Genomic DNA, 13,365 nt, shown 5'->3' with positions numbered 1-13,365 from the left:
GAAATTTTCAGCAAAGGAAAAGAAAATGTTTAGAAAATTAAAATATACCTTTATCGGTCGACCACTCAAGTCTCTCACAGACGGCGAAGGGGGATTGTTGGGAAAAATGCAGGCACTTGCAATGTTATCCAGTGATGCCCTGTCTTCTATTGCCTATGGGCCCGAACAAGTCATTCTCGTATTAGTCAGTCTGTCTCCTCTCGCTATTTGGTGGAGCCTCCCTATTGGTATTTTTGTCCTCTTACTGCTCGCTAGTTTGACCATTTCTTATCGTCAGATCATTCATGCCTATCCTCAAGGTGGAGGAGCTTATATGGTCACTCGGGAAAATCTTTCCCCTGAACTGGGCTTGATTGCAGGAGGCAGTCTCCTTGTTGACTATATGCTGACAGTAGCCGTATCCGTTGCGTCTGGAGCTGATGCTATTACAGCAGCCATCCCTGCCCTCCATCCCTATAATCTTCATATCTCTATTTTCCTAGTCTGCCTGCTCATGCTCTTGAATTTAAGAGGATTGAAAGAATCTGCCAGCTCTCTGATGATTCCCGTCTACCTCTTTATCTTCAGTACCGTCTTTCTCTTGCTTTATGGGTTCTTTCAACTATTTACAGGTTCCCTAAACTATCAGGCGACTTCAACCATTGGGCAAACCGTTCCGAGCCTTTCCATCGTTCTCCTATTAAGAGCCTTTACCAGTGGCTCTGCCTCTCTGACAGGGGTTGAGGCTATTTCAAATGCGGTACCATTTTTCAAAACTCCGAAAGAAAAGAATGCTGCTCAGACCTTGACCATCATGTCCCTCATTTTAGGATTCCTTTTTGCAGGCATTACCTTCCTAAACTACTGGATGGGCATCACTCCTCAAAATGGAGAAACCATCCTCTCGCAAATGGCCAAGGGCATTCTTGGTGATTCATTCTTTGGTCATGCTAGCTACTATCTCTTCCAGTTCTCGACAGCCTTAATTCTAGCTGTAGCTGCAAATACTGGCTTTTCAGCCTTCCCTATGCTGGCATACAATATGGCTAAAAACAAGTACATGCCCCATCTCTTTATGGAAAAAGGGGATCGCCTTGGCTACTCCAACGGTATCTTAACTCTGGCCTTTGGAGCTATGATCCTTCTTCTCATTTTTAATGGGAATACTGAACGCTTGATTCCTCTTTATACTATCGGGGTCTTCGTTCCCTTTGCCCTTTCTCAGACTGGGATGATTCGTCATTGGAAAAAGGAAAAAGGAGCAAACTTCTTAAAACCTGCCTTTGCTAATATCCTTGGGGCCATCATTTGTTATGCTATTGTCCTCATTTTACTCCTCTTCAGACTGGGTGATATCTGGCCTTTCTTTCCAATTATCCTAGTTTTAACTTTCCTCTTTTTGTCCATTCACAGCCATTACCAAAAAGTGGCAAAACAGCTACGACTCTACGAAGGAATTGAAAAACGTACCTACGATGGCAATCTGGTTCTTGTCCTAGTAGGAAATGTTACTCGAGTAAGTGTCGGAGCCATTAACTACGCTCAAAGTATCGGTGACGAAGTGTTAGCCATGCACATTTCTACTAAAGAAACGGCAGAAAAAGACCAAGAAATTCTTCAGGAATTTGCCGATTACTTCCCAAATATCACTCTGAAGAATATCAATACTAGCTACCGCGACATCATCACCCCTAGCGTTAAGTATGTCAAACGAATCGCCCAAGAAGCTAAGCAAAAAAACTACACTGTTACAGTCCTTGTCCCACAGTTTATCCCTAACAAGCCTTGGCAAAATATCCTGCACAATCAAATGAGCCTCAAACTAAAATACGCTCTCAGATGGCACGAAGACGTCGTTGTCGCTAGCTACTCTTATCACTTAAAAGAATAAACAAAAACTCAAAATCAGTAACTTATTTCTGGTTTTGAGTTTTTTTGTATGTGACCTTTAAATGAGCCCTCCATGAGTTTCATCTGAAATGACCGATTTCGTGGACAATGCACTCTTTGAAATCAAAAGAAAAGCCAGTAGACTCGAGTTCCTACTGACTTCTTTGTTGAATTCGTTTGGATTAAGCAGCCAAAACTTTGCGTCCTTTACGACGACGAGCTGCCAATACGCGACGACCGTTTTTAGTTGACATACGGTTACGGAATCCGTGTTTGCGCGCACGACGAAGTTTACTTGGTTGATAAGTACGTTTCACGATGAATACCTCCTCATAGATTTTGTATTCGTTTAGCCGGCTATAAAGTGATCAGTTACTAAACATACTTTACTATTCTATCTGATTCTTACCTATTTGTCAATAGCTCTAAGTAAATGTTTCCTGCTTTTCCCTATGAAAGCCTTATCTACGATACTGACTCAAGAAACGTGTCATCTTTTCTTGGATTTGCGCCAATTCGTCCACACGAGGAAGGTAAACGATACGGAAATGGTCTGGTTCCTTCCAGTTAAAACCACGACCATGAACCAAGAGAACCTTTTCCTGCTTCAAGAAATCAAGAACGAACTGTTCATCATCATCGATGCGGTACATATTGCGGTCAATTTTAGGGAAGATATAAAGACCTGCCTTCGGCTTGACCGCAGACAAACCTGGGATATCTTGAATAGCATTGTAAATGAAGTTTCTTTGCTCATAGATCCGTCCACCAGGAAGGAGCAATTCATCCACTGACTGGTGCCCACCTAGTGAAGTTTGTACGACTTGCTGGGCCAAAACGTTAGAGCAAAGACGCATATTGGACAGCATATTGAGACCTTCGATATAGCCCTTGACATGGTGCTTAGGACCAGACAAGACCATCCATCCTACACGGAAACCAGCGATACGGTGAGATTTTGACAAACCATTCATGCTGACACAGAAAACATCTGGTGCCAAGCTTGCCACAGGCGTATGCACATGCCCATCCATCACCATGCGATCATAAATTTCATCCGCAAAAATGATCAAATCGTTTTGACGGGCAATCTCAATAATCTCCAACAAGAGTTCCTTAGGATAAAGGGCTCCAGTTGGGTTGTTCGGATTGATAAGGACGATTGCCTTGGTATTGGAAGTAATTTTTGACTTAATATCGTCAATATCAGGGTACCACTCTGCAGCTTCATCACAGATATAGTGAACAGCATTTCCCCCAGCTAGGCTGACAGCGGCTGTCCAGAGAGGATAGTCTGGCATAGGCACCAAGACCTCATCGCCATTATCCAAAAGTCCTTGCATGGACATAACAATCAGCTCACTGACACCATTTCCAAGGTAGATATCATCAATGTCTACATTAGGGAATTTCTTCAGTTGGCAATACTGCATGATGGCCTTGCGGGCTGAGAAAATCCCTTTGGAGTCAGAATATCCTTCACTATCACGCGCATTCATAATCAAGTCATGAATGACCTCATCTGGCGCTGTAAAGCCAAATTCTGCTGGATTCCCTGTATTCAGACGTAAAATCTTTTCTCCGTTTGCTCGCATCCGCATAGCTTCTTCCAAAACAGGGCCACGGATATCATAAGCAACATGCTCTAACTTACTAGACTTGTTATATTCTTTCATCTTGTTTCCTCAATTCATCGAGATAGTAACATTATACCACTAGAAAGGGATTGCGACAAGTTTCCTGAAATGAGCAAGCAAAGAAAAAAACTCACAACGACTAAGTTCTCACCATCTAAACAACTAGAATACAGAAGTATTTTCTCACATACCAAAAGACATACCTAGAAAGATCAGCGCTAAAAAGGAATCATACAAAAGATTAAACATGAGAAAGAGCCCCCACGTGACCAGATAGTCCAAGCGACCACTTCTCTTTGCAATCACAAATAAAATGATGTGGTAGACTAAGTGAACGAGAAGAAAACCAACAAATCCTGGATAGAGAACGGGCACGACTCTTTCCAGCTGCCAAAGCATCACTACTTCACCTACAAGTGACGCAAGGATAATTCCATGATAAAAAAAACTTATTTTTTTAGAAGCTTGAACAAAATCTTTCATACTTTCTCATCCCCTCGCTGTCTTTCCTACTAGCTCGTTTTCTTTTATTTTAACATATCTCCACCAAATTGAATCTCCAATAATATTTATTTAAATATGATTTTTACTTTACTTCTTTAGTGAAAAGGGTTACAATAACAGTAAGAAAATTTCAGGAGGTTTCATTATGGCACAACGTTACCAAAATGTTATGGTCGCAATTGATGGTTCTAAAGAAGCGGACTTGGCTTTCGTCAAAGGTGTTTACACTGCTCTACGCAACGAATCCAAGCTCACCATTGCCCATGTTATTGACACACGCGCTCTTCAAAGCGTATCTACCTTTGATGCTGAAGTTTACGAAGAACTCCAAGTCGATGCTGAAAGTCTGATGAAGGAGTACGAAAAGCGCGCAAGAGATGCTGGTGTGACCGATATTCACATCGTCATCGAAATGGGAAATCCAAAAACCCTCCTTGCCCGTACTATTCCAGACGCAGAAAATGTTGATCTGATTCTCGTTGGTGCAACAGGGCTCAATGCCTTTGAACGCCTCTTGGTTGGCTCTTCATCTGAGTACATTCTCCGCCATGCAAAAGTCGATTTGCTGGTCGTGAGAGAAAGTGAAAAAACATTGTAATCATTAAAAAAGGGAGCCTTGAGCTCCTTTTTGTTTGTCCTGATTGGGTCACAAAAAGGCTTTAATCAATTGTTTAAAGCCTCTATCTTATTTAGAAAGTAGTCAATCTCAAAAGATTGAATTATTTGTAACTGTATGCCCAGTAGTATACACCGTTTCCATCAACTACTGCTGCTACAGCTCCTTCAGTGACATTCGGATCGAGAAGCAAGTCTCTCAAACCACTGTTTGCCCATTTCTTAACGACAACAGCAGCATCTTCATCACGACGTCCTACAAAGCCTGTGCTATCGTATTGACGTGAAATTTCATTTACTTTTGGAAGTGCTTGATTTTGATAAATGTCTTCAGACCAAGTCAATTCTTTCAATCCTTGAGCTTTACGCTCTTCATTGATTTTAGCGAAAGCTTCTTTCGCTTTTGAAACATAGTCATAATTTGTATCGTTTGTTGCTTCAACACGGTAAACAAACTTCACATAACCAAATTCTACATCACTGTATTTCTTGTCTTCGACACCACTCTTGAGATTTGCAATCAAGACATAGTCCTTAGCGTATGGGTTTTCTTTCGTCTTCTCAAAGATTTCTGGATCTTCGATTTCCCACTCAACTTTAGCATCCCAACCAGAGTTATCAAGGAACTTAGGATTCATTTTTTCGATGACATAGTTTTTGAACTCTTCAACATTCTTGAATGGCAATGCTTGACCTGCTTTAGCAGTCGTTACCAAGTTAGTTGAGTAAAGTTTCACACTTGAGTTCTTGTCACTGTACATGTACTCGTCATCAGCAGTGTTTTCGTGAAGTTTTGGATCACGAGCTGGATCGTTTGGATCAGTCATCCCTTGAAGTTTCCATTTTCCTCCAAGCCACTTCCAGTATGCTGAGTAACCTGTACGCTCTGAGTTAGATGGTACATAGTAGTAATGTACACTACCGTCGAAGTAGTAGTTTTTATCATTCTTGAGGACTGCATCACCTGGTTTACCTGGTGGGTAAACCAATTTTGGAGTTTGTCCATTTGGTGCCCAAGCCAAGTGTTCCAATCCTTCAGCTGGTTTTTCAACATAATCAGGGATTTGGTTTTCACTTGGTTCATCAGTCGTTACTAAACCTGGCGTTGTTGGGATAGCTGGAGTTGCTGGTGTTGCTGGTTTTGGTTCTACTGGCGTTTCTGTTGATGGCTTGAATGGATCAAATTCACTATCAGCACCATTAATTGGTGGATTTTCTGGTAGGTCAACACTTGGAGTTGCTGGTTGTGCTGGTTGTGCTGGTTGTGGCTCAGTTGGTGTTGTCGGCTCTTCAGGTTTATCACTAGGTGCTGGTGTTGGAGTCTCTGGTTCTGCTGGTGTTGGAGCAGGAACTTCAGGTTGACTTGGTTGTGCTGGCTCAACCGGAGTTGTTGGTTGTTCTGGTTTTGGTTCAGCAGGTGTTGCCGGTTGTGCTAGTGTTGTATCAGCAGAATCTTTCACCAATACCCACTTACCATTTTGGTAGTAGTAATAATCACCATTGTCCAATACATAGTAATGGTACCCATTTTCGTAACGATAGTGAGGATCGTTTTCCAAGTTGTTAGTAGATGAGTTGTTATTACTATTGTTTGTCAAAGGTTTCCACTGACCGTTACGATAAATACGGAAGCTACCATCGTTCATACGGTAGTAGTGATTGCCATTCCAGTAAATATAGTTTTCATCGCTAGCAAGGTTGTTGTAATTATTCCAATAGTTATAACCATAGTAGTTGCTACTGTTGCCATAGCCATAGTAGTTATTCCAATTATTGTAACCGTAGTTGTAACTTGGGTAATAGCTACCATATCCATAGTTATAGCTTGGGTAGTAGCTATTGTAGCCATAGTTATAGCTTGGGTAATAACTATTGTAGCTGTAACTTCTTACAGTATAGTTTGATGTACGGCTACGATTTGCAGTAGTACGGTTAGAAGTACGATTGCTTGAACGACGGCTAGTTCTTGTATAGTAGCTATTATTTCCATTCCAATTGTAAGCAGCGTGAGCTTCACTTGGTGCAAAAGTTGGAAGCATTGTTACAGCTGTTAAAACAGAAGCTGTCAAATAGGTATATTTTTTCTTCATTTCAACCTCTTAATTCTTTAATTTTTAAACTTGAAAATTAAAATAATAAAAATTTGGAAAGCAATTGTGCACAATTTTATAACTAAACCTCAAAGCTAGAGTGAACTCCTCACATCAACTTGTTAACAGGCCTGAAATAAACAAGTTGACTTTCTGCCTTAAAAAAGAGCATATTGTAGTAGCATGAGGATTTTATATTTATTCGCTTTCTGAATTTATTCTAACACATAAACTTTCAAATATCAAATAATTTGACTTGTCTTTTTTTGATGTTTTTTAAAAGAAAAGCTAGATATATCAGTAATATATCTAGCTTTTTAACTATTCTTTGTAAGAAATATAATTTCCTGTTGCTTTATTTTCACTATCTTTTCATTTTTTTCTTTTCTTTTTCTAGTATAAATATGCTAATAATAATTAGTGATATATATAAAATTGTTCGGTTTTTCAGCTCAAAAAATCCCCGAATTTTTCATCCAGGGAAAAGAATTTTCTCTTATTTTTTATTTTTTCTTTCTTTATGTCGCTCATAAGCTTTAAACTGACGTTGTAGTTCCTGTCGAATGGCAGGTTCTGGAGCATATTTTTCTTCCCAGTCTTCTGGTTTTAAAATCTTGTGTGTAACTGGATCAAAATGAGCTTTCCCATCAGGGAAAACCTTCCCCATATTTGCTTCATGGACAATATCAAAAATGCGTTCTGGGTCTACTCCCATCAAAACAAAACTACCGTATGTAAAATACAGTGTGTCAATCAAAGCATCCACTTGACCGACCAAATTTTGCTTAGCAGGTGTCTTTTTCGCCACTTTCTCTGCCGCCTTATCAAGTGCCTCACGCATGCTTGCAAGGGAGTCTTGGAATTCTTCCTCCGAAGAACTTGCTGCGCGAACAAACTCTACTAATTCTTCAATTTTAAAATCTGCGCGGTGGGTTGCACCTTCAGCATCCCATGCCTGTGGCTCTTCTTGAGTTCGTTCATCCATCATGTGGTGGAAGGTCTTGACCTTATTAAAGTGGTAGTCTCGACTGACAAACACTTTTTCTGAAGCCAAAACACCAAAGTGCTCGAGCGCCTTGTGGATACCATCTTGTTGATTACTTGCCGTAATATGCTTAGCAACTTCTTTAACACTGCTACTGCCATTCCCCATAGCAACCGACATACCAACACCCGCCAACATTTCCAGATCGTTGTCTGAATCACCAAAGGCCATGACTTGGTTGAGATCAAAGCCATATTCTTTCCCGACTCGGCGAATGCCTTCTAATTTGGAATTTCCTTGGTTGATGATATCTGCTGCAAAAGGATTGCTTCGAGTTAATTTCAAGTCGTCAAAATCACTTGCTGCCTTCTCAGATTCTTCTGGCGTCATCAGCATCAAAACTTGATAAATGGGTTGATTAATCAAGTTAAGCAGGTCGTCTTCCTTTTGAGGAACTGCCTTGCTAACCATTCGATTAAAGGAACGGCTAACGGTTCTTGTCAGAACAGTCGGAATAAAACGACTAACCAGTTGGGAAAAGGAGCCGAGACCAAATGACATAATTTTCGAACCAACAACGGCGTGCTCGGTTCCAAGAGCGATTTCTTTACGCTCCTTTTTAGCGTAAGCAATCAGTTGACGCAGGCTTGACTTAGCAATCGGACTCGCAAAGAGCACCTTTTCTTTATTAAAAATGTATTGGCCATTGTAGGTCACCGCAAAGTCTAGGTCCAAGTCTTCCATCAATTCCTTGACAAAAAACGGCCCTCGTCCTGTCGCTACTCCAACAAGCACTCCTTGCTCTTTGACAATCTTAATCGCGTCCTTAGTGGATTTCAAAACACTCTTGCGATCGTTGACTAGCGTTCCATCGATATCAAAAAAAACAGCCTTGACTTCCATCCTGTCCCATTCTCCCCTTTTGTGTTACAATGATTATACCACATTTCAGAAAGAGTGACTAAATCATGCCTAAGAAAATCCTTGTTTTACATACAGGTGGGACTATTTCCATGCAAGCAGATGCCACTGGTGCCGTTGTAACTAGCCAGGACAATCCCATGAACCATGTTTCCAATCCGCTTGAAGGGATTGAGGTTCATGCCCTAGACTTTTTTAATCTGCCAAGCCCTCATATCAAACCCAAGCATATGCTTGCACTCTATCATAAGATTAAAGAGGAAGCTGATAACTACGATGGAGTTGTCATCACACATGGTACAGATACCTTAGAAGAAACAGCCTACTTCCTTGATACCATGAAAATCCCGCCCATCCCCATCGTTCTAACCGGGGCCATGCGTAGTTCAAACGAACTTGGTAGCGACGGTGTTTATAACTATCTGAGCGCTTTACGAGTTGCCAGCGATGATAAAGCAGCCGACAAGGGTGTGCTGGTCGTCATGAACGACGAGATTCATGCAGCAAAGTATGTTACCAAAACTCATACGACCAACGTCAGCACCTTTCAAACCCCAACACATGGACCACTTGGCCTCATCATGAAGCAAGAAATCCTCTACTTTAAAACGGCTGAACCTCGTGTCCGCTTTGATCTTGAGCATATTCAAGGTCTAGTTCCCATCATCTCAGCCTATGCCGGTATGACAGACGAGCTGATCGATATGTTAGACTTGGAACAGCTGGATGGCTTAGTCATTCAGGCTTTTGGAGCAGGCAATGTTCCCAAAGAAACAGCTCAAAAGTTGGAAAATCTCCTCCAAAAAGGAATCCCAGTCGCCTTGGTCTCACGTTGTTTTAATGGCATTGCTGAACCTGTTTATGCCTACCAAGGTGGGGGGGTTCAATTGCAAGAGTCTGGCGTTCTCTTTGTCAAAGAACTCAACGCTCAAAAAGCTCGCCTCAAATTATTAATTGCCCTTAATGCTGGATTAAAAGGACAAGCCTTAAAAGACTATATGGAAGGCTAATCCTCTTCTCTAGAAAGCAAATCAGGAAATCTCACGATTTCCTGATTTTTTCTATTTACGTTTTCGTGTAGAGCGGCGTTCTGTCAAACCATGAGGTAAGAGAACTTCACGTTCTTCCAATTCTTCCTTATGCATAATCTTAGTCAACATACGCATGCTGATAGCACCTAAGTCATAAAGAGGTTGGGCAATAGTAGTCAAGTTTGGACGAGTGAATCGTGCAATCTGAGAGTCATCTGTCGTAATGATTTCAAACTCTTCTGGTACAGACACACCGTGGTCAGCCAAACCATTTAGGACACCTGCTGCCAATTCATCGCCTGTTACAACTGCGGCTGTAGCTTGTGATGAAATCAAGCGTTCTGCCAAGGCATAACCATCATCATAGCTGTATTTTGATTCAAAGACCAATCCCTCGCTATAAGAATGTCCAGCTTTTTTCAAGGCTTCCTTGTAACCAATCAAACGAACCTTGCCATTGATATCATCGACGAGTGGTCCACTCACAAAAGCAATTTTCTCGTTTTCTTTGAGAAGGTAGCTCACGGCATCAATCGTTGCTTGTTTGTAGTCAATATTCACACTTGGAAGTTGGTGTTCTACATCCACAGTACCGGCAAGAACAACCGGTGTCCGTGAACGAGAGAATTCTGAACGAATCTTTTCAGTCAAGTGATAGCCCATAAAGATAATCCCATCGACTTGTTTTGAAAAGAGAGTGTTAACCACTGAAACTTCCTTTTCATCATCCTCATCACTATTTGCTAGGACAATGTTATACTTGTACATTTCAGCAATGTCGTCAATCCCCTTAGCAAGTGTTGAGAAATAACCATTGGTAATGTTAGGAATCACAACTCCGACTGTCGTTGTTTTCTTGCTAGCCAAACCACGTGCTACCGCATTTGGACGATAGTCCAAGCGATCAATCACTTCTAGGACTTTTTTTCGAGTGTTCTCTTTAACATTCTTGTTGCCATTAACGACACGGCTAACTGTTGCCATTGAAACTCCTGCTTCACGGGCGACGTCATAAATCGTTACTGTATCATCTGTGTTCATTCCGTTTCCTTTCTATAATGAAAATTTCGCTTTCACGCATCTACTTACTCCATTTTATCACTTATTGTAAACACTTTCAAGTATTTTTTAGAGAAACTTTGAAAAAATTTCACAGTTTATTCCCATTTTGAAAAAGCAATTACGATTTCTTGATTTTTAAGACATTTTGCTGTATGATAAGGAAAATAAAAGGGGGATGAAAACATGGCTTTTACAAATACACAGAGACGTTCCGCTAGTTTTGGTGTCGTGACCAGCCTACCTGACGATGTCATTGACTCTTTATGGTATATTATCGATCATTTCCTAAAAAATGTCTTTGAATTAGAAGAAGAGCTTGAGTTTCAACTGCTCAACAATAAGGGGACCATCACCTTCCATTTTTCTAGCCAGCACCTTCCGACTAGCATCGATTTTGATTTCAATCATCCTTTCGATCCGCTTTACCCTCCTAGGGTCCTTATTTTAGACTTGGACGGCAGAGAAACCATCCTCCTTCCAGAAGAAAATGACCTATTTTAAAAACTCTAGCTTCTTGGCACAAACTGCTGAGGAACTAGAGTTTTCTTTTTCTAATAAATAGAGCGACTGACAACTAGACCATTTGGTTTTGTATACTCTAAGTCAAGGTAATCCTGATAAGTCCCTGGCACAATGAAACCTTGGGGACTCAATATATCAGTCCCAGCTTTTCCCACGATAGAGTCTGCCAGCAAAACACAATTGGTACTGAGAACAAAGTAGGTCTTAAACTCGGATGAACTGAATTTATAGAGGGTCGCATCTGCTTCTTGTTTCAGTTGGTAGGAGTAGGTATGCTTTACCTCGCCCTCTCTTCTTTTCATCAACTGTGAACTTGGTTCCCAAGGAATTAACAGGTCTTCTATCTCCTCTAGACGAGCTTGGATGGCTGCTTTCTGTTGGTCCGTCAAACTCAGACCATAAGCAAACAAGGTCTTCTGACTTTCCCTCTTACAGAGCTCGATGTATTTTTCCCGATTGGCCTTAAACAAAACACCATCTCCAACCATGCCGAACAAACGCTCCGAGTGGGGATCATACGAACCATAGGAAATAACCTTCCCTTGATAACAAATATCCACATGTCCCATAGCGAGGAAGAAGGATGTTTCTGAGGTATGAATAAAAATTTCTAGATCAACTACCTGATCGTTTTTTCTTTCTGAATGAACTTCCCCTTCTTGACTTTCATGATTTGACAGCCACTCATTCAATTTGCGCAAGGTGCTGATAGGGATCAAAGCCGTCACAAAGATCGGCAAAGTCATTCGCATTCGTCGTTTTAGCTTGGGATTGTTTTCTATCCTTTCAAAAAAGAAACCGTCCCGGAGGCTACTGGCTCCTAGCATGAGCAAGTAAAACCCAAGCAAGAGCAATTCAAAATTCGCTGCATCGTGAAAAGGAGAGATGCTATAAAGACCGAATCCTATCATCCATACAGCATCGAAGAGATGATGGAGCCGAGGATGAATGGCATTTTTTTGATAGAGAGACCAAGTCACAAGGCTAATGATGCCCGTAAACAGCTGATAGCTCGCAATGATAAAAACCAGGAGATAGAGGGCGAGGTCTTGCAAGATGATAGAGTCAAATACAAGAGCCGCAACCACCAGCTTGCCCAAGGTTACAAAGATATTTTCCCGACGTTTTTTATCCTGAAACCAGCGAGTCAACAAGTGCCAAACTGCTGACAAGGAAAAATAGCCCATCAGCAACTGGTACCCCATTCGCGGAATAACTTGTCCAAAACGAATCAAGAGAAGCCCTAAAACAATAGCAAGTAGTCCCTCCCCGATACTCTTCCACTTGCTATAGGTCTCGGAAAGCTTAGACATTTCCTTGCTCCAACTGGTCAACCAAGTATCGAATTGGTTGTTTTAAGATTGGATGGATAAAATGGGGAGCTATTTCCGCTAACGGTTCAAGGACAAAGAGGCGCTCTGCTATATAAGGATGAGGCAAGATGAGGTCGTCTGTATAAATGACCTGATCCTCCACAAAAAGCAGGTCCAAATCAATCAAACGCGGTCCCCAATGCACCTCTCGAACCCGTCCCATCTCGGACTCAATTGCTAACAAGGTCTCTAATAAGACTGATGCTGGAAGCCAGGTTTCTACTTCAATCACCTGATTGGCAAAGCTATCTTGTTCCACACCACCCCAAGGCTCCGTCGCCAAGACACTGGACTCTTTGAGAATATGGATACCTCGAGTCCGCAGTTTATCAATAGCTTGTTCCAAGTTCGCTTTCTTGTCTCCCATATTACTTCCTAGAGCGATAAAGGCCCGCTGCTTACGACGGTGAATGGTCACCGAGCAGGTATCTAACGGTAAATGCACTGGCGCCCACGGTTTTTTTAGTTCCAACTCAATCTCTTGGACAAGAGGATAGCTCTCAAAGGTACGTTCAACGAGTTTGTAGGCTACCGTCTCAATCAAGTCCTCAGCACTTTCCTGAAACCAGGTCGTCCACTGCTGACACAATTCTCCGTAATGGACAGAAGCTGTCAAATCCAAGTCTGTCGCCGCCTTGGTCATATCATAAGATAAGCTTGCGGAAATAACAAACTTCTGCCCCAATTCCTTCTCACTAGGGAAAAGACCATGATAGGCAAAAATTTCCAAATCTTTAATCTGCAGTTGATCCATAA

The 13,365-nt window shown here is 41.5% G+C and carries 12 protein-coding genes; 4 read left to right on the top strand and 8 right to left on the bottom strand.

What is annotated here, in order from left to right:
* Positions 1 to 25 precede the first annotated feature (25 nt).
* Positions 26 to 1,870: an APC family permease gene (locus GMD5S_RS0203115; RefSeq protein WP_000488831.1), complete on the top strand. Its 1,845-nt coding sequence runs from the start codon at positions 26 to 28 to the stop codon at positions 1,868 to 1,870.
* Between the two features lie 181 nt (positions 1,871 to 2,051).
* Here GMD5S_RS0203115 and rpmH read toward each other — a convergent pair whose 3' ends face one another.
* The 3 genes from rpmH to GMD5S_RS0203100 all read right to left on the bottom strand — a co-directional run bounded on the left by rpmH (position 2,052) and on the right by GMD5S_RS0203100 (position 3,989).
* The gene (gene rpmH / locus GMD5S_RS0203110; RefSeq protein ID WP_000831905.1) at positions 2,052 to 2,186 is read right to left on the bottom strand and encodes a 50S ribosomal protein L34; all 135 of its coding nucleotides are present in this window, start codon (positions 2,184 to 2,186) and stop codon (positions 2,052 to 2,054) included.
* Between the two features lie 144 nt (positions 2,187 to 2,330).
* Positions 2,331 to 3,545: a pyridoxal phosphate-dependent aminotransferase gene (locus tag GMD5S_RS0203105; protein ID WP_000666454.1), complete on the bottom strand. Its 1,215-nt coding sequence runs from the start codon at positions 3,543 to 3,545 to the stop codon at positions 2,331 to 2,333.
* Between the two features lie 144 nt (positions 3,546 to 3,689).
* Entirely contained in the window at positions 3,690 to 3,989 is a 300-nt protein-coding gene (locus GMD5S_RS0203100) for a hypothetical protein (protein ID WP_000651408.1), read from the bottom strand.
* 166 nt (positions 3,990 to 4,155) lie between these two features.
* Between GMD5S_RS0203100 and GMD5S_RS0203095 the strand changes: the two genes are divergently transcribed.
* Complete coding sequence (locus GMD5S_RS0203095; protein WP_000079162.1) at positions 4,156 to 4,608, top strand: universal stress protein; 453 nt, start codon at positions 4,156 to 4,158, stop codon at positions 4,606 to 4,608.
* A gap of 121 nt (positions 4,609 to 4,729) precedes the next feature.
* On the opposite strand, the gene GMD5S_RS0203090 is transcribed toward GMD5S_RS0203095, so the two are convergent.
* The gene (locus GMD5S_RS0203090) at positions 4,730 to 6,715 is read right to left on the bottom strand and encodes a CAP domain-containing protein (RefSeq protein ID WP_000731516.1); all 1,986 of its coding nucleotides are present in this window, start codon (positions 6,713 to 6,715) and stop codon (positions 4,730 to 4,732) included.
* 496 nt (positions 6,716 to 7,211) lie between these two features.
* Positions 7,212 to 8,603 carry a Cof-type HAD-IIB family hydrolase gene (locus GMD5S_RS0203085; RefSeq protein WP_000453118.1) on the bottom strand — a complete coding sequence of 464 codons (1,392 nt, stop codon included), beginning with the start codon at positions 8,601 to 8,603 and terminating at the stop codon, positions 7,212 to 7,214.
* A 65-nt stretch (positions 8,604 to 8,668) separates the two neighbouring features.
* On the opposite strand from GMD5S_RS0203085, the gene GMD5S_RS0203080 reads away from it, so the two are divergent.
* Positions 8,669 to 9,631, top strand: a complete 963-nt coding sequence (locus GMD5S_RS0203080; RefSeq protein WP_001124799.1) for an asparaginase — start codon at positions 8,669 to 8,671, stop codon at positions 9,629 to 9,631.
* A gap of 51 nt (positions 9,632 to 9,682) precedes the next feature.
* Here GMD5S_RS0203080 and ccpA read toward each other — a convergent pair whose 3' ends face one another.
* Positions 9,683 to 10,693: a catabolite control protein A gene (ccpA, locus tag GMD5S_RS0203075; RefSeq protein ID WP_001090635.1), complete on the bottom strand. Its 1,011-nt coding sequence runs from the start codon at positions 10,691 to 10,693 to the stop codon at positions 9,683 to 9,685.
* Positions 10,694 to 10,897: 204 nt separating this feature from the next.
* Here ccpA and GMD5S_RS0203070 point away from each other — a divergent pair, with 204 nt between their 5' ends.
* Positions 10,898 to 11,215, top strand: a complete 318-nt coding sequence (locus GMD5S_RS0203070; protein WP_000886044.1) for a DUF960 domain-containing protein — start codon at positions 10,898 to 10,900, stop codon at positions 11,213 to 11,215.
* 50 nt (positions 11,216 to 11,265) lie between these two features.
* Here the strand turns inward: GMD5S_RS0203070 and GMD5S_RS0203065 are convergent, their stop codons facing one another.
* Positions 11,266 to 12,549 carry a hypothetical protein gene (locus GMD5S_RS0203065; protein WP_000040986.1) on the bottom strand — a complete coding sequence of 428 codons (1,284 nt, stop codon included), beginning with the start codon at positions 12,547 to 12,549 and terminating at the stop codon, positions 11,266 to 11,268.
* Complete coding sequence (gene folK, locus GMD5S_RS0203060) at positions 12,542 to 13,363, bottom strand: 2-amino-4-hydroxy-6-hydroxymethyldihydropteridine diphosphokinase (protein ID WP_000372498.1); 822 nt, start codon at positions 13,361 to 13,363, stop codon at positions 12,542 to 12,544. The genes GMD5S_RS0203065 and folK overlap by 8 nt, the downstream gene beginning before the upstream one ends.
* Between the last annotated feature and the right edge of the window lie 2 nt (positions 13,364 to 13,365).

It is taken from the genome of Streptococcus sp. GMD5S, assembly GCF_000298715.2.
Taxonomy (GTDB): domain Bacteria; phylum Bacillota; class Bacilli; order Lactobacillales; family Streptococcaceae; genus Streptococcus.
Note: the sequence above shows the minus strand (reverse complement) of the source record. Positions and strands in the feature narration are given on the sequence as shown.

Coding starts and splice junctions, on each gene's coding strand:
- GMD5S_RS0203065 (WP_000040986.1), bottom strand. CDS start 12,549: ATGTCTAAGCTTTCCGAGACCTATAGCAAGTGGAAGAGTATCGGGGAG.
- GMD5S_RS0203080 (WP_001124799.1), top strand. CDS start 8,669: ATGCCTAAGAAAATCCTTGTTTTACATACAGGTGGGACTATTTCCATG.
- GMD5S_RS0203105 (WP_000666454.1), bottom strand. CDS start 3,545: ATGAAAGAATATAACAAGTCTAGTAAGTTAGAGCATGTTGCTTATGAT.
- GMD5S_RS0203115 (WP_000488831.1), top strand. CDS start 26: ATGTTTAGAAAATTAAAATATACCTTTATCGGTCGACCACTCAAGTCT.
- GMD5S_RS0203100 (WP_000651408.1), bottom strand. CDS start 3,989: ATGAAAGATTTTGTTCAAGCTTCTAAAAAAATAAGTTTTTTTTATCAT.
- GMD5S_RS0203070 (WP_000886044.1), top strand. CDS start 10,898: ATGGCTTTTACAAATACACAGAGACGTTCCGCTAGTTTTGGTGTCGTG.
- GMD5S_RS0203085 (WP_000453118.1), bottom strand. CDS start 8,603: ATGGAAGTCAAGGCTGTTTTTTTTGATATCGATGGAACGCTAGTCAAC.
- folK (WP_000372498.1), bottom strand. CDS start 13,363: ATGGATCAACTGCAGATTAAAGATTTGGAAATTTTTGCCTATCATGGT.
- ccpA (WP_001090635.1), bottom strand. CDS start 10,693: ATGAACACAGATGATACAGTAACGATTTATGACGTCGCCCGTGAAGCA.
- GMD5S_RS0203095 (WP_000079162.1), top strand. CDS start 4,156: ATGGCACAACGTTACCAAAATGTTATGGTCGCAATTGATGGTTCTAAA.
- GMD5S_RS0203090 (WP_000731516.1), bottom strand. CDS start 6,715: ATGAAGAAAAAATATACCTATTTGACAGCTTCTGTTTTAACAGCTGTA.